The organism is Amycolatopsis sp. PSD-21, assembly GCF_055561455.1.
Map to the genome: position 1 here is coordinate 883,291 of NZ_CM145712.1, position 24,854 is coordinate 908,144.

The 24,854-nt window shown below is 69.8% G+C and carries 22 protein-coding genes; 18 read left to right on the plus strand and 4 right to left on the minus strand.

The features are described 5' to 3' along the window. Positions 1-44: 44 nt before the first annotated feature. The 7 genes from sucC to ACZ1DY_RS04605 all read left to right on the plus strand — a co-directional run bounded on the left by sucC (position 45) and on the right by ACZ1DY_RS04605 (position 8,095). Positions 45-1,214 (plus strand): ADP-forming succinate--CoA ligase subunit beta, encoded by a 1,170-nt coding sequence (gene sucC / locus ACZ1DY_RS04575; protein WP_126736646.1) that lies wholly within the window; start codon positions 45-47, stop codon positions 1,212-1,214. A gap of 1 nt (position 1,215) precedes the next feature. Further along, entirely contained in the window at positions 1,216-2,103 is an 888-nt protein-coding gene (sucD, locus tag ACZ1DY_RS04580) for a succinate--CoA ligase subunit alpha (RefSeq protein WP_005165134.1), read from the plus strand. Positions 2,104-2,450: 347 nt separating this feature from the next. Next, positions 2,451-3,266 carry a DUF5336 domain-containing protein gene (locus tag ACZ1DY_RS04585; protein WP_465483678.1) on the plus strand — a complete coding sequence of 272 codons (816 nt, stop codon included), beginning with the start codon at positions 2,451-2,453 and terminating at the stop codon, positions 3,264-3,266. Positions 3,267-3,409: 143 nt separating this feature from the next. Next, entirely contained in the window at positions 3,410-4,846 is a 1,437-nt protein-coding gene (locus ACZ1DY_RS04590; protein WP_465483679.1) for a cell division protein PerM, read from the plus strand. Between the two features lie 76 nt (positions 4,847-4,922). Beyond that, positions 4,923-5,540 carry a phosphoribosylglycinamide formyltransferase gene (purN, locus tag ACZ1DY_RS04595; protein ID WP_465483680.1) on the plus strand — a complete coding sequence of 206 codons (618 nt, stop codon included), beginning with the start codon at positions 4,923-4,925 and terminating at the stop codon, positions 5,538-5,540. After that, entirely contained in the window at positions 5,537-7,099 is a 1,563-nt protein-coding gene (gene purH / locus ACZ1DY_RS04600) for a bifunctional phosphoribosylaminoimidazolecarboxamide formyltransferase/IMP cyclohydrolase (RefSeq protein WP_192747891.1), read from the plus strand. Before purN ends, purH begins: the two co-directional genes overlap by 4 nt. Positions 7,100-7,333: 234 nt before the next feature. Continuing rightward, positions 7,334-8,095 carry a hypothetical protein gene (locus ACZ1DY_RS04605; RefSeq protein ID WP_257489204.1) on the plus strand — a complete coding sequence of 254 codons (762 nt, stop codon included), beginning with the start codon at positions 7,334-7,336 and terminating at the stop codon, positions 8,093-8,095. On the opposite strand, the gene ACZ1DY_RS04610 is transcribed toward ACZ1DY_RS04605, so the two are convergent. Then, complete coding sequence (locus tag ACZ1DY_RS04610; RefSeq protein ID WP_465483681.1) at positions 8,092-8,796, minus strand: SRPBCC family protein; 705 nt, start codon at positions 8,794-8,796, stop codon at positions 8,092-8,094. The genes ACZ1DY_RS04605 and ACZ1DY_RS04610 overlap by 4 nt on opposite strands. A 182-nt stretch (positions 8,797-8,978) precedes the next feature. Between ACZ1DY_RS04610 and ACZ1DY_RS04615 the strand changes: the two genes are divergently transcribed. Both ACZ1DY_RS04615 and ACZ1DY_RS04620 read left to right on the plus strand, forming a co-directional pair. After that, complete coding sequence (locus tag ACZ1DY_RS04615; RefSeq protein ID WP_465483682.1) at positions 8,979-9,464, plus strand: pyridoxamine 5'-phosphate oxidase family protein; 486 nt, start codon at positions 8,979-8,981, stop codon at positions 9,462-9,464. 80 nt (positions 9,465-9,544) lie between these two features. Beyond that, complete coding sequence (locus ACZ1DY_RS04620; protein WP_465483683.1) at positions 9,545-10,885, plus strand: DUF6351 family protein; 1,341 nt, start codon at positions 9,545-9,547, stop codon at positions 10,883-10,885. On the opposite strand, the gene pip is transcribed toward ACZ1DY_RS04620, so the two are convergent. Further along, positions 10,882-11,829 carry a prolyl aminopeptidase gene (gene pip, locus ACZ1DY_RS04625; protein ID WP_465483684.1) on the minus strand — a complete coding sequence of 316 codons (948 nt, stop codon included), beginning with the start codon at positions 11,827-11,829 and terminating at the stop codon, positions 10,882-10,884. The two genes, ACZ1DY_RS04620 and pip, sit on opposite strands and share 4 nt — an antisense overlap. A gap of 44 nt (positions 11,830-11,873) precedes the next feature. Further along, positions 11,874-12,683 (minus strand): hypothetical protein, encoded by an 810-nt coding sequence (locus ACZ1DY_RS04630; RefSeq protein ID WP_465483685.1) that lies wholly within the window; start codon positions 12,681-12,683, stop codon positions 11,874-11,876. 229 nt (positions 12,684-12,912) lie between these two features. Here ACZ1DY_RS04630 and ACZ1DY_RS04635 point away from each other — a divergent pair, with 229 nt between their 5' ends. The 8 genes from ACZ1DY_RS04635 to ACZ1DY_RS04670 all read left to right on the plus strand — a co-directional run bounded on the left by ACZ1DY_RS04635 (position 12,913) and on the right by ACZ1DY_RS04670 (position 21,695). Further along, positions 12,913-13,587, plus strand: coding sequence for a hypothetical protein (locus ACZ1DY_RS04635; RefSeq protein ID WP_457960628.1), 675 nt, complete (start codon positions 12,913-12,915; stop codon positions 13,585-13,587). Positions 13,588-13,601: 14 nt separating this feature from the next. Beyond that, positions 13,602-15,194: a DNA polymerase Y family protein gene (locus ACZ1DY_RS04640; RefSeq protein WP_465485822.1), complete on the plus strand. Its 1,593-nt coding sequence runs from the start codon at positions 13,602-13,604 to the stop codon at positions 15,192-15,194. A gap of 2 nt (positions 15,195-15,196) precedes the next feature. Next, complete coding sequence (locus ACZ1DY_RS04645) at positions 15,197-15,349, plus strand: hypothetical protein (RefSeq protein WP_167373507.1); 153 nt, start codon at positions 15,197-15,199, stop codon at positions 15,347-15,349. A 3-nt stretch (positions 15,350-15,352) separates the two neighbouring features. After that, positions 15,353-18,709: an error-prone DNA polymerase gene (locus ACZ1DY_RS04650; protein ID WP_465483686.1), complete on the plus strand. Its 3,357-nt coding sequence runs from the start codon at positions 15,353-15,355 to the stop codon at positions 18,707-18,709. A gap of 106 nt (positions 18,710-18,815) precedes the next feature. Further along, positions 18,816-19,325: a hemerythrin domain-containing protein gene (locus ACZ1DY_RS04655; RefSeq protein WP_257489196.1), complete on the plus strand. Its 510-nt coding sequence runs from the start codon at positions 18,816-18,818 to the stop codon at positions 19,323-19,325. 67 nt (positions 19,326-19,392) lie between these two features. Next, complete coding sequence (locus ACZ1DY_RS04660) at positions 19,393-19,875, plus strand: VOC family protein (protein ID WP_465483687.1); 483 nt, start codon at positions 19,393-19,395, stop codon at positions 19,873-19,875. A 139-nt stretch (positions 19,876-20,014) separates the two neighbouring features. After that, positions 20,015-21,085, plus strand: coding sequence for a reverse transcriptase family protein (locus ACZ1DY_RS04665; RefSeq protein WP_257489194.1), 1,071 nt, complete (start codon positions 20,015-20,017; stop codon positions 21,083-21,085). A gap of 22 nt (positions 21,086-21,107) precedes the next feature. Then, on the plus strand, positions 21,108-21,695 hold the full coding sequence (locus ACZ1DY_RS04670) for a pentapeptide repeat-containing protein (RefSeq protein ID WP_465483688.1): 588 nt from the start codon (positions 21,108-21,110) through the stop codon (positions 21,693-21,695). Between the two features lie 58 nt (positions 21,696-21,753). Here the strand turns inward: ACZ1DY_RS04670 and ACZ1DY_RS04675 are convergent, their stop codons facing one another. Continuing rightward, a complete protein-coding gene (locus tag ACZ1DY_RS04675; RefSeq protein WP_465483689.1) occupies positions 21,754-24,354 on the minus strand; it encodes a TNT domain-containing protein in 2,601 nt (866 codons plus the stop codon). Positions 24,355-24,507: 153 nt separating this feature from the next. Here ACZ1DY_RS04675 and ACZ1DY_RS04680 point away from each other — a divergent pair, with 153 nt between their 5' ends. Continuing rightward, positions 24,508-24,807, plus strand: a complete 300-nt coding sequence (locus ACZ1DY_RS04680; RefSeq protein WP_126735329.1) for a DUF3017 domain-containing protein — start codon at positions 24,508-24,510, stop codon at positions 24,805-24,807. Positions 24,808-24,854: the final 47 nt, after the last annotated feature.

The window sequence follows — 24,854 nt, forward strand, 5'->3', positions numbered from 1 at the left end:
GGCAACGGACCACCACAGTGGCGTGTCGTCAGGAGACTGGAGTAGTGGACCTCTACGAATACCAGGCGAGGGATCTCTTCGCCGCCCACGGAGTACCGGTTCTGCCGGGTGCCGTGGCAAACACCCCCGAAGAAGCCAAGGCCACCGCCGAGAAGATCGGCAACCAGGTCGTCATCAAGGCCCAGGTCAAGACCGGCGGCCGCGGCAAGGCCGGCGGCGTCAAGCTGGCCCAGACGCCGGATGAGGCCGCCGAGAAGGCCGAGGCGATCCTCGGCCTGGACATCAAGGGCCACATCACGCGTCGCGTGCTGGTGGCCGAAGCCTCGGACATTTCCGAGGAGTACTACTTCTCCTTCCTGCTGGACCGTGCGAACCGCACCTTCCTCGCGATGGCTTCCGCCGAAGGCGGCGTGGAGATCGAGCAGCTGGCCGTCGAGCGTCCCGAAGCGCTCGCGAAGATCCCGGTCGACGCGATCGCCGGTGTCGACAAGGCGAAGGCCGTCGAGATCCTGACCGCGGGCAAGTTCCCGGAGAAGGTCGTCGACGAGGCCGCCGACGTCGTCGTGAAGCTCTGGGAGACCTTCGTCTCCGAGGACGCCACGCTGGTCGAGGTCAACCCGCTGGTCCGTGACCCGCAGGACAAGATCATCGCCCTCGACGGCAAGGTCACCCTCGACGAGAACGCCTCGTTCCGTCAGCCGGGCCACGAGGCCCTGGTCGACAAGGACGCGGAGAACCCGCTCGAGGCGAAGGCCAAGGCCAAGGACCTCAACTACGTCAAGCTCGACGGCGAGGTCGGCATCATCGGCAACGGCGCGGGCCTCGTGATGTCCACGCTGGACGTCGTGGCGTACGCGGGCGAGAAGCACGGCGGCGTCAAGCCCGCCAACTTCCTCGACATCGGCGGCGGCGCTTCGGCCGAGGTCATGGCGGCCGGTCTGGACGTCATCCTCAACGACACCGACGTGAAGAGCGTCTTCGTCAACGTCTTCGGCGGCATCACCGCTTGCGACGCGGTCGCGAACGGCATCGTCGAAGCGCTGAAGATCCTGGGCGACGAGGCCACCAAGCCGCTCGTCGTGCGGCTGGACGGCAACAACGTCGTCGAGGGACGTCAGATCCTTGCCGACGCGAACCACCCGCTCGTCACCGTGGTGGACACAATGGACAACGCGGCCGACAAGGCCGCCGAGCTCGCCGCGGCAGGTGCGTGAGATGTCGATCTTCATCAACGAGAACAGCAAGGTCATCGTCCAGGGGCTCACCGGCTCCGAGGGCATGAAGCACGCGACCAAGATGCTGAAGTCCGGCACGAACATCGTGGGTGGCGTCAACGCCCGCAAGGCCGGCCAGACCGTCTCCATCGAGGGCAAGGACCTCACCGTGTTCGGCACGGTCGAGGAGGCCATCAAGGAGACCGGCGCCGACGTTTCGGTCATCTTCGTGCCGCCGAAGTTCGCCAAGGACGCGGTCATCGAGGCGATCGACGCCGAGATCCCGCTCGCCGTGGTGATCACCGAGGGCATCCCGGTGCACGACTCCGCCTACTTCTGGGCGCACGCCGTCGCGACCGGCAACAAGACCCGCATCATCGGGCCGAACTGCCCAGGCGTGATCAGCCCCGGCAAGTCGAACGCGGGCATCATCCCGGCCGACATCACCGGTGCCGGCCCGATCGGTCTCGTATCGAAGTCGGGCACGCTGACCTACCAGATGATGTACGAGCTGCGTGACATCGGTTTCTCGACCGGTGTCGGCATCGGCGGCGACCCGGTCATCGGCACGACGCACATCGACGCCCTCGAGGCGTTCGAGGCCGACCCCGAGACCAAGGTCATCGTGATGATCGGCGAGATCGGCGGCGACGCCGAAGAGCGCGCCGCGGCCTACATCAAGGACAACGTGACGAAGCCGGTCGTCGGCTACGTCGCGGGCTTCACCGCGCCCGAGGGCAAGACCATGGGCCACGCCGGCGCCATCGTCTCCGGTTCCTCCGGCACGGCCGCCGCCAAGAAGGAGGCCCTCGAGGCCGCCGGCGTCAAGGTCGGGAAGACCCCGAGCGAGACCGCCGTCCTGGCGCGCGAGCTGTACAACAGCCTCTGATCTTTCGGAGACTGACGCTTTCCCCGGCGGGCCGGGCACCCTCACCGGTGCCCGGCCCGCCTCTTTTCGCCCGGATCGCGTTTAGCCCGCTAAACGCACGTCGGGGGCGGACCTGCGTTTAGCGGGCTAATCGCGATCCGGCGGCCGCGTCGCGTTTAGCGGGCTAATCGCGATCCGGTCGTCGTCGAGGGGTTCCGCCGGGAACCTGACCGGGTGTAGAGACGTCTCAGAGCCCGAGGCGTGGGGTGTCCGCGTGTGCGCTAGCGTTCGAGCATCACAGCCGCCTCGTTTGTCCCGGGAGTCCCGCGCGCCCCGGGGTGCCGGTCGAACGACAGGAGAGCATTCGGATGTCCTATCCCAGCGGTGGGCCCGGCTACCCCCAGCAGGGTGGCGGCCAGCAACACCCCAACCCCGGCTCGGGAGCCTTTCCTCAGCAGCAGGCGCCGTCACCGGCCGCCCCGCTGAACCTGGCGTTGCTGCTCGCGCTCGCCGTCACCGTCCTCGGCCTGGTGCAGTTCTTCATCGGCTTCTCCGACGAGGCCGACGCCGCCGGGCAGGTCTCGCTCTTCCTCCTGGTCAGCGGTCTGCTCGCGGCCTTGCACGCGCTGCCGCGCGGCCCGAAGACGCTGCCGTTCGCCGCGCTGTTCAGCGTCATCGGCGCGTTCGGGGCACTGGACCTGGTCATCGGCTACGGGAGCGGCCGTGAGGACGTCTCGGTCCCCGGCATCCTCACCGTGGTGCTGATCCTCGGCATCCTGCAGATGCTGGTCGCGGTCGCCGCGCTGCTGTTCGAGCACGACGTCATCAAGCTGCCCGCCGCGAAGCCGCAGCAGCAGGCGCCGCAGGCCCCGTACAGCCAGCAGTTCCCGCAGCAGGGCCCGCAGGGTCCGTTCGGCCAGCAGGGGCAGCAGGGCCCGGCCGCCACGCAGGTCCAGCCGTTCCCCGGCTCGGGTCAGCAGGGGCAGCAGCAGGGTGAGCAGTCCGGTCCGTTCTCGCAGCCGGGCGGGTTCCAGCCGCCGGTCACGCAGCCGCCGGGCCAGCAGGCCACGACGTACGCGCCGCAGCAGGGCCAGTTCTTCCAGCAGCCGCCGTCCTCCTCGTCGGAGTCGGGCCAGAACCAGAACCCGGGCACGCCGCCCGGCGGTTTCGGCAAGCAGAGCTGACCTCTCGCACCGAAGAACACCCGCTGTGACTCTCCGTGTCACGGCGGGTGTTTTTCTTTTCCGGGTTACCCGACCGGGTGGGTTGAGCCACGTGCGCTGTCCGGCGGCGGCGTGCCTCACCCGGACGGCCCAGTCCGGATGTAATGGTGCGGATCATGAAGCTGCTCACCCGCGACGAACGCCCGCCGGGCGAAGAGCCGGTGAGCGACCTCGTCCCCGAGCTGGAGGTCTCCAGGGCGAAGCGGGTTCGTGTGTTGCTCGCGGCGGCCTGCTCGCCCCTGTTGTTCTCTTTCACCGCCATCGCGGCGGTGCTCGCGATGGTTTCGTTCGCCGCGGACCGGTCCCGCTTTTCCGCCACCGGCGCCGTGCTCGCCGCGGGCCCTGGCTGGCTCGCCTCGTGGCAGGTGGAACTCGACCTCGGCGGTCATCCGCTCGGCGTGCTGCCGCTGCTGCCGACCCTCCTCGTCGGCTGGCTCGTGGCGAGGGCGGCCGCGCGCGCCGCTCGCCGGAGCGGCGGCCGGACCCCGGCGGACGCCGTTCCCGTGGTGACGGTGATCGCCGGCGCCCACGCCCTGTTCGGTGTGCTCGTCGCCCTGCTGGCGGGCGGATCACCGGTTGACGTGAACCCGCTGACCGCCTTCTGCGTACCGGGCCTCCTCGCCGGGCTCGCCGCCATCGCGGGGGTCGCGAAGGTCTGCGGGCTGCCTGCCGCCGTGCGGGAGCGGTTCGACCCCGTGGCCGTCCAAGGCCTTCGGGCCGGCGCGCTCGGCCTCGCCGCGTTGATCGCGTGTGGTGCCGTGGTGTTCACCGCGGCCACCGCGCTCTCCTGGTCCACTGTGGACAGCCTGTTCGAGCCGGGGTTCGGTGCGAGCTTCGGCCTGTTCGTGCTTTCGGTCGCCTACCTGCCGAACGCGGTCGTCGCCGCGCTGTCGTTCACCACCGGGCCGGGTTTCTCGGTCGGTTCGCTGACCGTCGGCATGTTCGGTTATCAGGAAGGGCAGCTGCCGGGAGTGCCGGTGCTGGCGGGGATCCCGTCGCAGCACGCCGTCTGGTGGCCCGCGTTGCTGGTCCTGCCCGCGCTGGTCGGCGCGCTGGTCGGCTGGCGGATCCGCGCGATCGACGAGGACCCGATGCTGCGGATGCGGGCGGTCGCCGTCGCGGGCGCGCTCGTCGCGTTCGGCTGCGTCATCCTCGGGACCCTGTCCGGCGGCAGGCTCGGCGACGGCCCGTTCGACCCGGTCAGCGTGCCGGTCGGGGTCGCGTCGGTGATCGCCTTCTGCTGGATCGTCGTCCCCGGCGGCTTCGTCGCGTTCTTCGCCGGTGCGCACGAGGCCCCCGAACCGCCGGGCGAACCCGAAGTCGAGGAAGACCTCGTCGAGCCCGAAGAGGCTGAACCAGCGGAGGAAGAAACCGAGGCCGAAGCCGAAGAATCGGCTGAGGACGCGGACGAGGCCCTGGCCGAACCGGAGCCCGAAGCAGAGCCGGAACCCGAGCCCGAGCCCGACGGTGCCGCCGACGAGGCTGTGACCGAATCCACCGAGGGGTCCGGCGACGAAAGCGCCCCCGGTGACGACCGTTAGGGTTGTCGCGACCAGGTGAAGCGCCGTACGCCCGAGTGCGTACCGCCGTGGCAAGGAGCCCGTTCTGGCTAGTCGGTTGGACCTGCCCACTCCGGTGAAGCTCGTCGTCCTCGCGTCCGGTTCCGGCACGCTGCTGCAAGCCGTGCTCGACGCCGTCGAAAAGCCGAACTTCCCGGCGAAGGTGGTCGCCGTCGGAGCGGACCGCACCGGGATCGAGGCGCTCACCCGTGCCGAACGCGCCGGCGTGCCGTCGTTCGCCGTGCGGATGGCCGACCATCCGGACCGCGCGGCGTGGGACAAGGCGATCACCGAAGCCGTCGCCGCCTACCAGCCGGACCTGGTCGTCTCGGCGGGGTTCATGAAGATCCTCGGCGCCGAATTCCTCGCGCGGTTCCCCGGCCGCGTGATCAACACCCATCCGGCGTTGCTGCCGTCGTTCCCCGGTGCGCACGCCGTGGCCGACGCGCTGGCGATGGCCGTCAAGGTCACCGGGTCGACGGTCCATTTCGTCGACGCCGGAGTCGACACCGGGCCGATCATCGCGCAGGAGCCGGTGATCGTGGAGCCCGACGACGACGAGCACGTCCTGCACGAGCGGATCAAGGCCGTGGAACGCAGGCTCCTGGTGGAAACGATCGAAAAACTCGGCCGGAGCGGGTGCGCGGTCGAGGGACGAAAGGTGAGGTTTTCGTGAGTACCGCACAGGGACAGCGTCCCGTCCGGCGCGCGCTGATCGGCGTCTCCGACAAGGCCGGTCTGCTCGAACTCGCCACCGGGCTGCACGCGGCGGGTGTCGAGATCGTGTCGACCGGTGGCACGGCGAAGGTCATCGCGAACGCCGGGGTGCCGGTGACGCCGGTCGAAGAGGTCACCGGGTTCCCGGAGTCCCTCGACGGCAGGGTCAAGACGCTGCACCCGCGCGTGCACGCGGGTCTGCTCGCCGACCGCGACCGCCCGGAGCACGTCGAGCAGCTCAAGCAGCTCGACATCGCGCCGTTCGACCTGCTCGTGGTCAACCTGTACCCGTTCACGCAGACCGTCGCCTCGGGCGCGAGCCCCGAAGACTGTGTCGAGAACATCGACATCGGCGGCCCGGCGATGGTGCGCGCCGCGGCGAAGAACCACAACAGCGTCGCCGTCGTGGTCGACCCGTCCCGCTACGAGTGGGTGCTGGAGCGTGTCGCCGCGGGTGGTTTCGAGCTGGCCGACCGCAAGCGGCTCGCCGCGCAGGCCTACGCGCACACGGCGGCGTACGACACCGCCGTCGCCTCGTGGTTCGCGAACGTCTACGCGCCTGCGGACGACTCCGGTTTCCCGGACTTCACCGGCGCTTCGTGGGAGCGTGGCGACGTGCTGCGCTACGGCGAGAACCCGCACCAGAAGGCCGCGCTGTACAAGCACTGGCGGCCGGGCCTCGCGCACGCGGAACAGCTGCACGGCAAGGCCATGTCGTACAACAACTACGTCGACACCGACGCCGCGCGCCGTGCCGCCTATGACTTCGAGGCCCCGGCCGTCGCGATCATCAAGCACGCCAACCCGTGCGGGATCGCGGTCGGCGAGGACATCGCCGAGGCGCACCGGAAGGCGCACGCGTGCGACCCGGTCTCGGCCTACGGCGGGGTGATCGCGACCAACCGGCCGGTGAGCCGCGAGGCCGCCGAGCAGATCTCCGAGGTGTTCACCGAGGTCGTCCTGGCGCCGGACTTCGACGCCGAGGCGCTGGAGATCCTGCAGCGCAAGAAGAACGTGCGGCTGCTGAAGCTGCCCGCGATCACGTCGCCGGATCCGATCGAGTTCCGGCCGATCTCCGGCGGCATGCTGGTGCAGACCGTCGACACGATCGCCGCCGAGGGCGACGACCCGGCGAACTGGACCCTGGCGACCGGTGCGCCCGCCGACGAGCGGACGCTGGCCGACCTCGAGTTCGCGTGGCGTTCGCTGCGCGCGGTGAAGTCGAACGCGATCCTGCTGGCGAACGACGGCGCGACCGTCGGCGTCGGCATGGGCCAGGTCAACCGGGTCGACTCCTCGCGGCTCGCGGTGTCGCGTGCGGGCGACCGGGCGAAGGGCTCCGTCGCCGCTTCGGACGCCTTCTTCCCGTTCCCGGACGGGCTCGAGGTCCTGCTGGAGGCCGGTGTCCGCGCCGTCGTCCAGCCGGGTGGCTCGATCCGCGACGCCGAGGTCATCGCCGCCGCCGAGGCCGCCGGGGTCACCCTGTACCTGACCGGCACGCGCCACTTCGCCCACTGACGCCGACCTGCGTTTAGCGGGCTAATCGCGATCCGGGCCCCGGACGTGCGTTTAGCGGGCTAATCGCGATCCGGCGGGGTGGACAGGGCCACGGGCATTTCGGTGCCCGGCCGCGGCGATCGTGCCATGCTGGCCGCGGATCGCGTTTAGCCCGCGAAACGCAGGTCCGGGCGCGCGTCGCCTTTAGCGGGCTAAACGCGACGCGGACGTAGGCGAATCGGTAGGGGAGGATCGGTGCACCAGCCGCCGCAGGGGTACGGCCAGGGGCCGGGTCACGGCCCGCCACCTGGGCAGGGTTACGGGCAGCAGCCGGGTTATGGCCCGCCCCAGCCCGGGTACGGTCCGCCGCCTGGCTACGGTCCGCCCGGCTACGGGCCGCCGCCCAAGAAGAAAAAGACCGGGCTGATCGTCGGCCTGATCGTGGGCGGCGTGGTCCTTCTCGGCCTGGGCATCCCCGGCGGCATCTTCGCGTCCGAGTACTACTCGTCGGTCGGCAAGGCGCCGGTCTCGCAGCAGCCGCCCGCCGAGTGCGCCCTCTCCCCGGAGATCCTGAACAAGACGTTCACCAGCAGCTTCCAGGGCGTCCGCGACAACGAGATCAAAGCGGGCGACATCGTCACGAAGCAGCAGGGTTGTTCCTGGCTGCCGCCGGAGAGCGACAACGTCCACGACCGCGCCCTCCAGGTCATGGTGTACCGCTACGAGGGGCGGGACGCCGAGAGGCGCGCGTCGGAGTCGTCCACCGGGTCGGCCGCGCCGTCCGAGCGTCAGCAGCAGGTGCAGGGCATCGGGGAGAAGGCGGTTCTCGTCTCCCTCGACACCGACAGCGCCTTCAGCGGCGCGGAGCTGCGGGTCACCCAGGGCGTGTACGTCGTCATCGTCACCTACAAGGGCTGGGACAAAGGGTTCTTCACGAACTCGCCGATCCCGCCCGCGGAGTCCGCCGAAGTGGCGAAGTCCGTGGGTGCAGAGCTCGTGAAGAACCTGCCCCGCTAGGCGTACAGGCCGTTCAGCCAGGCTGTCCACGCCTTCTCGGCCTCGTCCGCGTCGGCGTCTTCGGCGAACAAGTGGTGCCCGATGCCGACAGGCCAGCCCCAGACGTTCCGGCCGTAGAAGCGGTACAGCGCGTCTTCGGTCCTGACGCCGATGAAGGCGGGAGTCAGGTAGTCGACGACACCCTCGACGCCGGGGACATCGAGATACACCCGGTCACCCACTGCCTTCGCGCCTATCGCCGCTCGGACGGCCTCGAACGCCTCCGGGGCCGTCGACGCTTCGGGTGCGTCGGCCTTGAAGTACTTCGCCTGAAGCCGGTTGAAGTGCGTCAGATACTCGCCCAGCGAGTGGTAGTAGAACGACGTGTGCTGCACGCATGCGTCGTATTCGACGTCCCAGTCGTCGAGGACGGTGGTGTGCTCGAAGCGCAGGTAGGTGCCCCCGTCCTTCGGTTCGAGGACGTATTCGAGCGTGTTGAACCAGCCGCTCTCGTCTTCCGCGTAGGTGACGAAGCGCTGTGACGGCTTCCAGACGGTGACCATGCCGCCGTCGGGGGTGAGTCCGGATTCGGCGCCGCCGTCGCGCGGTTCGTACTGGATCGGCCAGAGCCAGCCGCCGCTGCCCGTGGTGATCGCGGCCCAGGTGTCCGCGGGGGTGGTGGGGAGGAAGCCCTCGAAGCGGACCTCGGATTCCTTCGCCATGACTTGTCCCTCTCTCGTCTGCCTTCACAAGAGCGACGCCTGGCCAGGGGCGCTTTCGACAGCCGGATCGCGTTTAGCCCGCTAAAGACGATGTGACGTGGGTCACATTCTGGGGTGTCGAAGTGCGCCGGACGGCGGCGTCCCTGGGGTGTCCGCGAAGACGGCGACCCGAGGAGAGAGACATGAAGCAGAACACGATCGACGAGATCCTGAACCGCCCGCTCAGCCAGGAGCTCCTGGCGCGCGACCTGGCCCGCCTGGCTTACACCGCGCTCGACGGCACGCCGCGGGCGATCCCGATCGGCATCCACTGGAACGGCGGGGAGATCGTCATGTGCACGTCGACGAACGCCCAGAAGCTGCCGGCGCTGCGTCGCAACCCCGCCGTGGCGCTGACGATCGACACCGAATCGCACCCGCCGAAGGTCCTGCTCCTCCGGGGCACTGTCGAATTGGACTACGTCGACGGCATCCCCGACGAGTACCTGCAGTGGAGCGGCACCTACGAGATGACGCCCGAGCAGCGGGTCGAGTGGGAGGAAAACGTGCGGTCGCTCTACGACGGCATGGTCCGCATCGTGCTGACCCCGACCTGGGTCAAGCTCATCGACTTCGAGACCACGCTGCCTTCCGCCGTCGAGGAGCTCATCCGCCGGAAGAGTGCTTGAGCTCGTACGCCGGGAAGCGTAGACGAGAAGCCGCGTCTCGACGGATTCCCGCGAAGCCTCGCGCTGCCAGCATTTCCGCCATGACACTCACAGGAATCCTGGCCGCCGCGCTGATCGTCACCGGCGCGCCCGCCATCGCGACGGACGACGTCCGCGTGCACACCGGCGTGATCGACAGCGCCCGGTACCGGGTCGAGGTGCCGTCGAACTGGAACGGCAGATTGCTGCTGTACAACCACGGCATCTACCCGCCGGGCTACGTGCCTGAGGAGATCGAACTCGCCAACCGGGAAGAGGCGAAACCCGTTCTCCTCGGTGAGGGTTACGCGCTGGCCGCGTCGCTCTACAGCAAGCCGAACGGCTTCTCGGCCCGCGAAGCCGTCCACGACCAGACGGCGCTGCTGTCCTGGTTCGATCGCACTGTCGGCCGTCCGGAGCAGGTGCTCACCTGGGGAGCTTCCGGCGGCGGGCTCAACGCGGTCCTGCTGGCCGAGCGGCTTCCGCACCGGATCGACGGCGTGCTGGCGATGTGCGGTCCCGTCGCGGGCGGTTCCGCGTTGTTCGCTCAGGCGCTCGACCTGGGGTTCGCGGTCCGGACGCTGCTGGCGCCGGAACTGGAGGTCGCCCGTATCGCCGACCCCGCGGCGAACCTCGCGAAAGCCCGCCAGGTGGTCGCGAAGGCGCTGGAATCACCCGATGGACGGGCGCGGCTCGCCCTCGCCAACGCGTTCGCCGACGTCCCCGGCTGGTCGACGGCGCACCATCCCAGGCCCACCGACGTCGCCGCGCAGATCCGTCAGCAGACGGAGTTCGTTCTGGCCGTCTACGACCAGCTGGCCTGGGGTGCGCACCGGGCCGACCTGGAGGTGCAGGCGGGCGGGAACCCAGTCGGGAACACCGGAGTGGATTACCGCGCCGTGCTCGCCCGGTCCAGTGAACGCGACCTCGTGAAACAGGCCTACCGTGCGGCAGGGCTGGACCTCGGCGCCGACTTGGCCGCGCTCGCCGCCGCGCCCAGGGTCGGGGCCGACAACGCCGCCGCCCGATGGCTCACCCGAGTCGGGACGCCGACAGGACGTGGCCGGCCGCCCGTCGTCACGCTGCACCCCATCGGCGACGGCGTCGCCCCCGAACACGAGCGGACCTACGGCGACCGCGTCGAACCCGGCCGGATCCGGCAGCTGTTCGTGAACCGGGGCGGCCACTGCCAGCACACCGCCGCGGAGGAACTGACGGCGTTGCGCGTGCTGCGGGACCGCGTCGAGACCGGTCGCTGGCCGTCGACGTCGCCGGAACGGTTGAACGCCGAGGCGAACCGGTTCGGCCCGGAATTCCGCTTCCTCTACGACTGGCTGCACGGTGAGGGTGGCACCGCCGCAGCCGCGTTCCAGCGGCACCACCCGGCCCCGCTTCCTCGCTAGGGCTGGTCGCGGAACCGGTCCGTCGCCTCCAGCAACGCGGCCAGGATGCCGGGCTCGTCGTACACGTGCCCGGCATCCGGCACGATCACCAGCTCCGATTCCGGCCATGCCTTGTGCAGGTCCCACGCGGACACCGTGGGCGTGGCGAGGTCGTACCGCCCCTGGACGATCACGCCGGGGATGTCCTTCAGCACGGCGGCGTTTCGGATCAGCTGTCCCTCTTCGAGCCACCCGTTGTGCACGAAATAGTGGTTCTCGATGCGCGCGAACGCCAGCGCGTACTCGGGCTCGGCGAAATCCGCCACCAGTTCGGGGCGGGGGAGCAGCGTGGTCGTCGCGGCCTCCCAGGTACTCCACGCGACGGCGGCTGGTCCGTGCACCGAGGGGTCGGGGTCGGAGAGCAGCTTCGCGTACAGCTCGACGGGATCGCCGTCGAGCCCGGCGATCGGCGCCGTGAACTTCTCCCACAGGTCCGGGAAGACGGTCGCCGCGCCGCCCCGGTAGTACCAGTCCACTTCGGACGAACGCAGTGTGAAAACCCCGCGCAGCACCAGCTCCGACACCCGTTCCGGGTGCTTCTCGGCGTACGCCAACGCCAGCGTCGACCCCCATGACCCGCCGAACAACTGCCATCGGGAGATGCCCAGCGACTCCCGCAGGCGTTCCATGTCGTCGACGAGATGCCAGGTCGTGTTCGACGAAAGATCGCCCGACGCCGAAGCGTGCGGCAGCGACCGCCCGCACCCGCGCTGGTCGAACAGGACGATCCGATAGGCGGACGGGTCGAACAGCCGGCGGTGCGACGGCGAGCAGCCCCCGCCGGGGCCGCCGTGCAGGAACACCACGGGCTTGCCGCCGGGGTTCCCGCATTCCTCCCAGTACACGAGGTTGCCGTCACCGGTGTCCAGGTGGCCTGACGCGTGGGGCTCGATCTCCGGGTCCATGTGCCTATCCTCGGGCACGCGGCGGGGTTACCGGAGACGAGTTTTCATTCCCCGTGGTAGCGCAGGCCGGTGCGCTTCAGGACGACCCAGCGTTCACCGGGACGGTCCGCCACGACCGGATACCACCGCGGAGCCACCGCGGCGGTCAGCTCGCCACCCCGTTCGATGAGGGAGCTCACCGCGGGTTCACCCACCACGATGAGCGCGGACCAGTCGACGTGCGCCAGCAGGTCGTCCTCGGTGACTCCGAACTGTTCCTCCAGCACCGTGACCAGGTCGTGCCCGGTGTCCGGACCGGACCGGACTTCGCTGACGTCAGGCACTTCTTCCACTACGACGGACTCGTCGTAGTCGTCATCTTCTTCGTCGTCTTCGCGTTCTTCGGACCAGACGTGGTGATCGAGCCGCGAAATGCTGTTGCTCAGGTCGAAGGCCTGCTCGTCGGTCATGACCAACGTCACGGTGTGCCCCTCGGTCAGCGTGAACGTCAGTTCGGCCTCCGGATGGCCGCTGGTGCCGGGCTTCGCCTCGACCATCCCCGCCACGGTCCCGGCCAGCGCCGTGTCCGCCGGGCTCGTGCTCCAGTCCAGTGACGGCAGGTTCGCCGCCATCTCCAGCACGCACGTCGCGGCGGTCCAGAACGCGTCCTTGTCCCGGAAGTCCTTGCGGCTGCTGGTCAGGGTCCGTCCGCCGCCCAGCGGTTCGGTGCGGGCGTCGACCTGGCCGCGGCCGGTCCCGTTCTCCCAGATCGCGGTGACCGTGACCTGGTTTGCCAGCCGTTTGCGGTAGTTCTCGATATGGCCCTCCCTGGCGAGTTCCCAGCCGTTCACCGTCTCGGGCCAAGCGTCGTCCACTGCGGGTTTTCCTTTCCTGACGCGGTGATTCCGGATATCGGACGTGACAGGTCCGGTGATCGTTCCGGCTCGCTTGACAACCGCTGCGCCACCCGGTCTACTGGAGTCATCGAACACGCGTTCGAAGTGCCGCCTTCCCCGTGGCACGCCGGTGCCGTCCACAAAGGACGGTCTAGGTGTCGTGGGGAGGCGAGGTCCGGTGACAGCGGAGGTGGTCGAGGCGCGGGCCTTGCCGTTGGCGAGGCTGGCGGCTTTGCCAGGAGTGAGCACGGCCAGTGGCGTGGCTTCCGCGGCCGAACACGCGAGGACGACGGGAAGGGTGCTCCCGGTGTCCCCGGCGTTGTCCGGTCTGCTGCCCGCCGCGGGGCTCCGGCGCGGGAGCACCGTTTCGGTGCTGGGGTCCACGTCACTGATGCTCACCCTGCTGGCCGCCGCGACCGCCGGCGGTGCGTGGGCGGTCGCGGTCGGCCTGCCCACGCTCGGGGTGGTCGCCGCCGCGGAACTCGGGGTCGAGGTGGGCAGGCTGGCGCTGGTCCCCCGTCCCGGTGCCGAGTTCCCGGCGGTGACCGCGGCCCTGCTCGACGGTTTCGACCTCGTGGTCGTCGGTCCGGGGCTCGCCCGGCCCGAGGTGGCGAGAAGGTTGTCCGCCCGCGCGCGCAACCGTGGTTCGGTGCTGCTTTCGCTGGGCTCCTGGCCCGGTGCGGAGGTCGAACTGAGCTGTCGTCGCACGCGATGGACGGGCTTCACCGGCCGCGGCGCGGGCTACCTGCGCAGCCGTGAGGTGGAGGTACGGGCGGGTGGCCGGGGCGCGGCCGCCCGGCCGACGTCGGCCTTGCTGCGGTTCCCCGGCCAGGGCGAGGTCGAGCGGGCGGACTTCCCCGCGACCAGGTGGGGGACGGCGTGAACCTGCCTGTACGCATGCTGGTGCTGTGGTGCCCGGACTGGCCCGCGGTCGCCGCCGCGGCCGTCGCGGGTGAACCCGTGGGCCGTCCCGCCGCGGTCTTCTCGGCGAACCGTGTGGTCGCCTGCACCGCGGTGGCCAGGGGATACGGCGTCCGCCGCGGGATGCGGCGGCGCGAGGCCCAGTCCTGCTGCCCGGAGCTGGCGGTCTTCGGCGAGGACGACGGTCGTGACGCCCGGCTCTTCGAGTCCGTCGCACGGGCGGTGGAGGAGCTGGCCGTCGGCGTCGAGGTGGTACGTCCGGGGATCGTCGCCGTCCCGGTCGACGGCGCGGCCGGGTACTTCGGCGGTGAGCACGGCCTGCTCGAAAGACTGGTGGACGAGGTGTCCGTGGCGGCGGGAGTGGAGAGCCAGGTCGGCGTCGCCGACGGACTGTTCGCCGCGACGCTCGCCGCCCGCCGTTCGACGCTGGTCGAACCCGGTGGCACGGCGGAGTTCCTGGCCCCGCTGCCCATCCGCGAGCTCGATCAGCCCGAGGCGGGCCGCGCCGAGCTGGTCACCCTGCTCAAACAGCTCGGCTTGCACACGCTGGGCGCCTTCGCGGCCCTCGACGAAAGCGACGTCTCCGCGCGCTTCGGGGCGGAAGGAGTGCTCGCGCACAGGCTGGCGCGAGGACGGTCCGAACGGCCGCCGTCGCGTCGGCGGCCGCCACCGGAACTCTCCCTCGCGAAGGCGTTCGACCCGCCGATCGACCGGGTCGACGCCGCCGCGTTCGTGGCGAAAGGGCTCGGCGAACGCTTCCACGCCGGGCTCGCCGCACACGGGCTGGCCTGCACCCGGCTCGGTATCTACGCCACCACCGAGACCGGTGAACAGCTCGGCCGGGTGTGGCGCTGCGCCGAACCGCTGACCCCGCTCGGCGTCGCGGACAGGGTGCGCTGGCAGTTCGAAGGCTGGCTGAAGGCCAAAGACCGCCCTAACTCCGGAGTCGTGCGGTTGCGGCTGGAGCCGGAGGAGACGGTCGAAGGGCGGTCGCTGCAGCTCGGGTTGTGGCAGGCGGGCGCGACAGGTGTGCTGCGACCGTCCACAGAGGACGAAGGAGTGTCCGGCGAGCGGGCAGGCCGCGCGCTGGTGCGGGTGCAGGGCCTCCTCGGTCCGGAGAGCGTCTTCACCGCGGTGCTCGACGGCGGCCGCGATCCCGCCGAGCGGGTCCGGCTGGTGCCGTGGGGCGACAGGCGGGAGAAATCGGCGCAGGCGGACGCGAACTGGGCGGGGCGGCTCCCGTCGCCCTCCCCGGCGACGGTGTTCGCCCGCCCGGTGCCCGCTCAGGTGCTGGACGAGAACGGGCGCGTCGTGGAGATCACCGCGCGACGCCGGGTCACCGCCGCTCCGTTCCTCGTGAGTTTCGAGGGGGGTGAGCCGCGCGAGGTGATCGCCTGGGCCGGGCCGTGGTTCGTCGGCGTCCGGGCCGGGGCGGGGCACGCCCGGTCGGGGACCCGGATGCGGTTGCAGGTGCTGCTGGCCGACGGGCAGGACGCCGAAGAGGCGGTGCTGCTGCGCTTCGAGCACCACAAGAATCCGATGTGGACACTGGAAGGGAAGTACGACTGACCATGGACGAGGAGTACACGCGGCTGGTGCGACGCTGGCTGGAAGAGCCTGCCATCCCGGTACAGCGTGCCGAGCTGGACACCGCTTGGGCGGCCTGCGTCCCGCGCGCGGAAGTGTTCGTCCCCGCGCCGAGAAGCTCGACCGAGAATCGGTGACCGATGGGCTGGAACAACCCTCCGCGGCCGTGGAAGGACCTCGCCCGCGAACTCGCGGGCGAGGCCCCGCCCGGCGACGGCGGTGACAGCCCCGCCTGGAGTGCCAAGCGGCAGGGCTATCAACGGCCCGCGGATCTGACCGGGCTGATCGGCGAAGACGACGGCGCCACCGCTTGCCGGGTGCCGTACGCCGAACTGCACTGCCATTCGAACTTCAGTTTCCTCGACGGGGCGAGCCACCCCGAGGAGCTGGTGGAGGAGGCGGCGCGGCTGGGCCTGGACGCGATCGCGCTCACCGATCACGACGGCATGTACGGCGTGGTGCGCTTCGCCGAGGCGGCGAGGGAGCTGGGCGTGCACACCGTCTTCGGCACCGAGCTCAGCTTCGGCCTTTCGGGGCCGCAGAACGGATTCGCCGATCCCGAGGGTGAGCATCTGCTCCTGCTGGCCAAGCAACAGGACGGGTACCTGAGCTTGAACCGGGCGATCACCGCCGGCCAGCTGTACGGCTTCGACAGGCAGTCGTTGTCCCCCAAGGAAAGGGCGGAGAAAGGCAGGCCGGTCTATGACCTGCGCGCGGTCGCCGAGGAGGTACGCGGGAAATGCGTGGTGCTCACCGGGTGCCGCAAGGGCGCGGTGCGCAAGGCGCTCGTCACCGAAGGCCCGGCCGCGGCCGTGGTGAGGCTGAAGGAACTCATCGACTGCTTCGGCAGGGAGAACGTCTACGTCGAACTCATCGACCACAGCCTTCCCTTGGACAGCACGCACAACGACCTGCTGAGCGAGATGGCCGACGAGTTCGGCCTGCCGACGGTGGCGACCACGGCCGCGCACTACGCCCGGCCGGAGCGGGCTCCGCTCGCCGACGCGCTCAGCGCCATCCGCGCCCGGCGGGGCCTGGAGGACATGGAGGGCTGGCTGCCCGCCGCGGGGACGGCGTTCCTGCGGTCGGGAGAGGAGATGGCCGAGATCTTCGAGCGGTATCCGGGCGCGGTGCAGCGGGCGGCGCTGCTCGGCCGGGAGTGCGCGTTCGAACTCCACCACATCAAGCCGGAACTGCCGCCGTTCGACGTTCCGAAGGAGCACGCCTCCGAAGCGTCCTACTTGCGCCATCTCACCAAGGAAGGTGCGAAGAAGCACGAGAAGAACAAAGACGCCGAGTACCGCGAAAAGGCCCGCAAGCTGATCGACCACGAGCTGGACATCATCGAAGAGCTGGGTTTCCCCGGCTACTTCCTGATCGTCTGGGACATCGTGAACTTCTGCCGGGAGAACAAGATCCTCTGTCAGGGCCGGGGATCGGCCGCGAACTCGGCGGTCTGTTACGCGCTCGGCATCACCAAGGTCGACGCCGTGCGTTACGGCCTGCTCTTCGAACGGTTCCTCGCCCCGGATCGCGACGGCTACCCGGACATCGACCTCGACATCGAATCCGACCGCCGCGAGGAGGCGATCCAGTACGTCTACGAGAAGTACGGTCGGCTGAACACCGCGCAGGTCGCGAACGTGATCACCTACCGGGCGCGGTCCGCGGTCCGGGACGCGGCGCGGGCGCTGGGGTACACGCCCGGCCAGCAGGACGCGTGGAGCAAGCAGATCGACCGCTGGGGCGCGTTGCGGGCCACGGAAAAGGACCACGATCACGACATCCCGGAAGAGGTCGTGGAGCTGGCCTGTGCGCTCGAAGACTTCCCCCGGCATCTGGGCATCCATTCCGGCGGGATGGTGATCTGCCGTCAGCCGGTGAGCGAGGTCGTCCCGATCGAATGGGCCCGTATGGAGAACCGCAGTGTCGTGCAGTGGGAGAAGGACGACTGCGCCGCCGCCGGACTGGTCAAATTCGATCTGCTCGGGCTCGGGATGTTGTCGGCGCTGCACTACATGATCGATCTGGTCCGTGATCACAAGGGGGAAGAGGTCGACATCTCCGAATTGGATCTCAAGGATCAGAACATCTACGAAATGCTCTGCCGGGCCGACGCGATCGGCGTCTTCCAGGTGGAGAGCCGGGCGCAGCTGGCCACGCTGCCCCGCTTGCGCCCCAAGAAGTTCTACGATCTGGCGGTCGAGGTCGCGCTCATCCGGCCCGGCCCGATCCAGGGTGGTTCGGTGCATCCCTACATCCGGCGCAAGAACGGCCAGGAGAAATGGGATTTCGACCATCCGAAACTGGCCAACGCGCTGGGGAAGACCCTCGGTGTCCCGCTGTTCCAGGAACAGATGATGCAGATCGCCCTCGACATCGCCGATTTCACGCCGGCGGAGGCGGATCAGTTGCGGCACGCCATGGGGGCGAAACGTTCCGAGCAGAAAATGGAGCGGCTCAAACGCCGTTTCCTCGAAGGCGCCGCGAAGAACGACGTGGAAGGCGAGCTAGCCGAGAAGATCTTCGGCAAGCTCAAGGCGTTCGCGAATTTCGGCTTCCCGGAGAGTCACGCGCTGAGTTTCGCCCTGCTGGTGTTCGCGAGCGCGTACTTCAAGTACTACCACCCGGACGCGTTCCTGGCGGGTTTGCTGCGCGCGCAGCCGATGGGGTTCTACTCGCCGCAGTCGCTGGTCGCCGACGCGCGGCGGCACGGGGTGCGGGTGCTCGGCCCGGACATCAACGCGAGTCTTCCGCACGCGACGCTGGAACCCTTGCCGGAAGGGGGAAAGCTGCTCGCCGTGCGGGGCGGCCTGTCCACCGTGCGGATGATCGGCGAGAACCTGGCGAAGAAGATCGTCGAGGAGCGGGAAAGCGGCGGCCCGTTCGCGGATCTGTCCGAGGTCGCCCGGCGGGTGCGGCTGACCAGGCCGCAGGTCGAGGCGCTGGCCGCGGCCGGTGCCTTCGGTTGTTTCGGCGAGAGCAGGCGCAGCGCGCTCTGGGCGGCGGGGGCGGTCGCCGGCGAAAGCCCGGAGAAATTGCCGGGACTCATCACCGGGGCCAAGGCGCCGATGTTGCCGGGAATGGACGAAATCGACGTCGCGGCCGCGGACGTCTGGGCCACCGGGGTGTCGCCGGACAGCTTCCCGACCCAGTTCATCCGGGAGCACCTCGACGAACTCGGCGTCGTCACGGCGGCGGGCCTGCGCGAGATCCCGCACGGCACACACGTGCTGACCGGCGGCGCCGTCACCCATCGCCAGCGGCCGGCGACGGCGGGCGGCGTCACCTTCATGAACCTCGAAGACGAGACGGGGATGATCAACGTGATCTGCACGATGGGGGTGTGGCAGCGCTACCACCGGGTCGCCCGCGGCAGCCCCGCGCTGCTGGTCCGGGGTGTGGTCGAGCGCACCGGCGAGGTGGTGAACGTCCTCGCCGAACAGATCCGGCACCTGCCGTTGCGGATCACCGCCAAGTCCCGTGACTTCCGCTGAACCCTCTTGACGATCATCGGGAGGCCGTGCTGAAGTGTTTCCAGCGTCGCAGTGCACCCGGCAAAGAGACCGTCGCGGGCATGGAGGCGCCGGACCATGGGAAATCATGGAAACCCCTTCTCGGACGAACGGCCGGTTGACGGCGTTCGGAAATCAACTCGTTCAGGTTCACAACTGGCTGCGTAAAGAGCTGGCCAGGCTGCATGACGATCTGGAGTCGGTCGCGGCCGGGCGGGCCGAGCGGCTGCGCGATCTCCGGGCTCATTGCCTCACCTTCTGCTCCGCGCTGACCAGGCATCACACCGGCGAGGACGGTGGCGCTTTCCTTGTGCTGGCGGAGCAATTCCCCGAATTGCGGCCGTCGCTCGAAGAGCTCGCGCACGACCACGAGGTCATGACCGGGATCATCGAACGGATCGAAGAGCTGGTCGCCGATGTCGGCCCCGGGTCGAGCCAGGCCGAGATCCTCGACATCCAACGGGAACTGGACGGGCTCACGGCGATCATGGAGACGCATTTCCGCTACGAGGAGAAGCGGATCGTCGAGGTGCTCAACGCACTGGACATGCCGGAGTGGCAGGAAACGAAGCCTTCTTTCCTGCTGAAATCCCATTAGGACATGATCTGACCTATAAGGGTCATAGCGTTCTTCTCATCGCACACGACGACTGAGGAGAACTCCGATGACCAACCCGATCCCCGACGGCTACCACTCGGTCACCCCGTGGATCATCTCGCGTGACACCGCGGGCGTGATCGACTTCCTCAAGCGCGTTTTCGACGCCGAGCCGCTGGGCGACCCGGTGTACGTCGAAGGCGGGAAGATCGGGCACGCGGAGGTCCGGATCGGCGACTCGGTCGTCATGCTGTTCGACTCGCGGGACCACTGGGTCGACACTCCGGCGTACTTGCGGCTCTATGTCGAAGACAGCATCGAGACGCAGCGCCGGGCGATCGAGGCGGGCGCCAAAGAGGTCACGAAGCAGACCGAACTCTTCTTCGGCGACCGTGTCGGCCGGGTGCTCGACCCGTTCGGCAACCTCTGGTGGATCCAGACCAGGGTGGTCGACCTCGACTACCCGGAGATGGAGCGCCGGATGAACGACCCGAAGTTCATCGAGGCCATGAACTACGTGGCGAGCTCGGAGATCATCCCGAGCCGCTGATTTCGGTAGGGTGGTGATCGCGACGCGGAGGTGAGCCGGTGGATCACCACCCACTCCGGGGCAACCCCGGGGAGTACGAAGTCAGCGAGACAAGGCGCCCCGCGCGAGCGCGGCATGCTCCGCGTGCGAGTCCGCGCGGATGACAGGAGAAAGAGTCACCTCCGCGTCGCTCCTCGAACCCCTGCCGCCGGTCTGGCGGTTCCAGGTGGCCCGCTGGGCGACCTTCGACGAGTGCGCCGCCGGGCTCGGCCTGACCCCCGGCGAACTGTCGTGGTTCGCCGACGCGAAGGGCTGGAACAGGCGTGCGGCCGGGCCGATCCGGCACTACACCTACCGCTGGATCCCGACGGCTTCGGGCGGGGTGCGGCTCATCGAGCGGCCGAAGCCGCGCATCGCCGAACTGCAACGCCGGATCGTGCGGCACGTCGTCGACGCGCTGCCGGTGCACGAGGCCGCGCACGGATTCCGGCGCGGCCGGTCGCCGATGTCGTGCGCGGCACCGCATGCCGGCCGGGAGACCGTGGTCCGGATGGATCTCGAAGGGTTCTTTCCGACGGTGTCCGCGCGCCGGATCTCGGCGTTGCTCGCCCTCGCCGGCTATCCGTCCGTCGTGGCCGAGGCGCTGGCGGGTGTGCTCACCACGGCCGTTCCGCCGGGTGTGCTCGCCACCGTGCCCGACGGCCGGCGGGATCCGGCGCGCGTGCGGCTGCTGAGCAACCTGGCGGCCACGCATCTTCCGCAGGGCGCGCCGTCGTCGCCCGCGGTCGCGAACGCCGTCACACACCATCTCGACCGGCGGATCGACGGCCTCGCCCGTGCGCTGGGCGCGGTCTACACGCGGTACGCCGACGATCTGGCGTTCTCCGGGGATTCCCTGCCACTGCACCGGTTGCTGCCCGGGGTCCGGCGGATCGTGACCGACGAGGGTTTCCGGCTCCGGGACGACAAGACGTCGATCGCCGCCGCGCACCAGCGACAACGGGTCGCGGGACTGGTGGTCAACAGTGCGCCCGCCGCGACACGCGCCGACTACGACGCCCTGCGCGCGGTGCTCCACAACTGCGTCCGCACCGGCCCGGAGGAACAGAACCGGGCCGGTCATCCGGACTTCCGCGCCCATCTGCTCGGCCGGATCGGCTGGATCGCCGCGTCTTCGGAGCTCCGGGCGGCGAAGCTGCGCGACTTGTTCGGCGGCATCACCTGGTCGTGAGCGGGTATGCGATCCTGGACGGGTGATCGAGACCGCGGAGGACTACCGAGAAGCCGTTCTTTCCGAGCAGTGGTGGGAAAAACGCGGTTTCGTCGGCTGTGATTTCACCGAAGCCGACCTGCGCGGGCTGCGCACCCAGGGCTGCACCTTCGATCAGTGCGACTTCACCAAGGTCGACTTCGAAGGCTCGCGCCACGAGGCGTCGGCGTTCCGCTCGTGCACCTTCGACCGCAGTGTGCTGGCCAGTACGCGGTGGAGCTCCTGCTCGATGCTTGGATCGTCCTTTGTGGACTGCCGGTTCCAGAAGATCGCCTTCACCGAATGCGATCTCTCGCTGGTGTCGCTCAGTAAGGCTCGATTGTCCAAAGTGGACCTCGGTGGCCTGCGGCTGCGTGAGGCGAACCTGCTCGACGCTGACCTGACCGGCGCCGACCTGCGTGGCGCGGACCTCACCGGCGCCCGGCTGGCGGGCGCGAAGCTCGACGGCGCGGACCTGCGCGGCGCGCGGCTCGACGCCAACGGCCTGGTGCAGGCGAACCTCGCCGGGGTCCACGTGGACACCGAGACCGCGATCGCCTACGCCGCCGCGCACGGTCTCGTCATCCACTGAAACGGGCCGTTCCTGGCGAATTTCGCCAGGAACGGCCCGTTCATAGCGCCTGGGGGGCTCAGTCGATCGGCGGTTCGCCCGGGTCCAGCTCGATGAGGTCGCCCTCGGCGAGCAGTTCCTCGATGGACGCCGGCAGCAGGTACGCGGACCCGCCACCGGGCTGGTTGAACCACGGGATCGCGACACCGGCGAGGGCTTCGAGCGGACGCTGCACGCGGTAGACGTGGTACGGCCGGTTCACCCACTCCGGCACGAGCGAGCGCTCCTCGAACGGCGTCCCGGCCGCGTAGGTCAGGTTGCCGTTCGGGCCGCCGAAGCGGTCCAGCTCGCTGCCCGCGGGCAGCTCACGCAGCTCCTTGCCGCGGAACAGCGTCAGCGGCGGCTCACCGTTGAGCGGCGAGATCGGCCAGTTCTGCTTGGCGTCCGGCGCCCCGGCGCTCGCCGCCGCGGCCGGACGGGCCGGTTCCTCGCGCCGCATCGGCGGCGCCGGAGGCGGCGTCACCGGCGGCTCGCGCCGCGGCGGCGCGGGCGGCGGGCTCGCGAGCACCGGGTTCGGCCGCGCCGGGGGCGCGGGCGGGACCGGCGCGGGGGCGGGCTCGTCGTCCAAATCGTCCCCGAGCAGCTCTTCGGCCGTCGTGAACGCGGTCTGTTCCTGTGCCGGGATCGACTCCCGCGGCGGCACCGGATGCGAACCGGTCGCGATCTCGGGGGACAGCGTCGCCATCACGGGCGGCGCGGGAGCGGGTTCCTCGACCGGTTCCTCTTCGGCGGCGGGCTCTTCCGCGGGCGGCGGAGCGCCGTTCGGGTTCAGCAGGACCTTGCCGAGCATGAACGCGGCCGCGTCCTCGGCGTCGCCGAACACCGCCGGATTCGTCAGCTTCCCGTCGTACCAGCCGACGCGCCAGCCGCCACCGTCGACCTGCTCGACACTCCAGCCGTGCTCGGCGGGCGAGCCGATGCGGTAGACGTCGCCGGGCACGTCGAGTTCGTCGAACTTCGCCTGCAACTCGTTCAGCACCGGCTCGGGGTGCTCGGCGCGGCGCGGCGGCGCTTCCTCACGCCGCGGCTCGGGCTCCGGGTGGGGTACGGGGGCGGTAGCAAAGGTCCCCCGCTCCTGCGGCGGGCCGTCGACCTGCGTGATCTCGGTGTCCGACGGCGGGGGCGCCACGTCCGGCTCCGCGTCGTGCGTGAGGAGGGGCAGCTCGGGGCCGGCGTCGGCCTGCTCGACCGGCGTGTAACCGGTGGTCGTCTCCTCTTCCGGCGGCGCGTACGGCTGGTCTTCTTCCTGCCGGGCGTACGCGTCCTGTTCTTCCTTGAGCGGCGGCTGCTCGTAGGCGCCGGCCTGCGGGGCCCGTGCGTACGTGGTCGCCTCCGGGTCGGCGAGCTGCGGCTCGGGCTCGGTGCCCTGCCGCTCCTCGTCGGTGAAGGCGTCCTGCTCGGACGCGTACGGCTCTTCGTAGCCGTCTTCGTACTGCTGCTCGGCGGCGGCTTCGTGGAAGTCCTGCGCCTGGTAGTCCTGGGTGTCGTAATCGTCTTCGTACCGCTGGGCCTGCTCGGCCTGGTCCGGGACGGTGGATTCGGCGGACGGGACGGCCGCCGCCGCGGCGACCGGAGCGGCGGCAGCGGCGGCCACCGCGGCCTGGTCCGGACCCTGCTGGTGTGGCGGCGGGACGGGCGGCTGAGCGGCCTGGTTCGGCGGGCCGGCGGGAGCGCCGGGCGCGGCCTGCTGCGGCGGCACCGGGCCGTTCTGCGGCGGACCCTGCGGAGGCGGGCCTGCGGGCGCGCCGTTGTTGGGGCCACCCGGGCCGTTCGGGCGCTGCTGCGGGGGCTGATTCCCCCGGGTGAGGTACCCCGCCGCGGCCTGCAGTGTCGGGCCGTCGACCTCGGGCAGCGTGAAGTCGTTCTGCCGGACGTGCTCGATCAGGTCGAGCTCCGGCGAGACGCCGTACTGGCGCAGGTAGAAGTTCACGGCGGCAGGCCAGATCCACTGCCCGTCGCTGTGGAAGGCGACCGGGACGGTGGCCTCGGGGGTCTGGGCGAGCCGGTCGATGTCGTAGCCGCGTTCGGTGACCACCAGCGGCGCGTGGTCGAGGTACTCGAGCAGCCTGTCCTGCTCCTCGATCTCCAGGTCGGGCCGGTTGATCACCGGACGCCCGGCCGGGCCGATGGTGTCGAAGATGCGGGCGATGCGGAAATGCGGTCCTGGCTGCTCGGGGCCCAGGCCGGACATGCGCCGGATCAGCCACTCGGGCACGTTCTCCTCGGAGCGGGGGAACATGCGCAGCTCGTCGGAGAGCGCCTGCGGCGGCGGCGCGAGACGCCACTGCGGCTCGTCGCGGTTGTACTCGAGGTTGTAGCTGGACGGGTGGTCGAGCTGGTAACGGGCGTTGAACCAGGTGCCGCGGCCGTCGCGATACATCCCGGCACGGAGTCTGCCGAACAGTGTCGCGATGTCGTGCGTCGCGACCCATTCGTGTGAGGTGCCGTCCTCGGTGATGATCTCCCCGGTCATCTCGTGGTACCTGCCGACGGCTCGGTACTCGGCGGTCACCTTCCGCCAATCACGCGGAGCGGCCCGCAGCAGGGCGAGGCCGATCTGTTTGACCAGGGTGTCCTGCTCGGTCGCGTTCAACTGAGTCGTCGGTTGTGCCACGGTCACATTTTGACCGTATCCGCGCTCCTGTGCACCCCGCATGTGGGTTTTGCCGCTATTGACTCGCCGGAAGACGCCCTGACCTGGTGCCGGGTCACTCACCCGGGATACTGACCGAGTGAACCGAATCGCCCGCGAGACCCTGAAGGACGAGGACTGATGGCGGTGGCCGGACAACGGCGTGACCGTGGGGCACTGCTCCATCACCTGCCGTTCCTGCTGGTGATGCTGGTGGTGGCGGTCGCCGCCCTCCGGATCGGCCAGTACCACTGGCGGCAGGGGGCCGCGCTGATCGGCGGCGCGCTGCTGCTCGCCGGGCTGCTGCGGGCGGTACTGCCCGAGGCGAAGGCCGGGCTGCTGGCGATCCGGGGCAAACCGGTCGACGTCCTGACCTACGGCGCGCTTTCCGTCTTGATCCTGTTCATCGCGCTCACGATCACCGGCGGGCCCCTGTCCTGATGCGCGTGAAGGCCCCCTTCCCTCGGCTCAGCCGAGGGAAGGGGGCC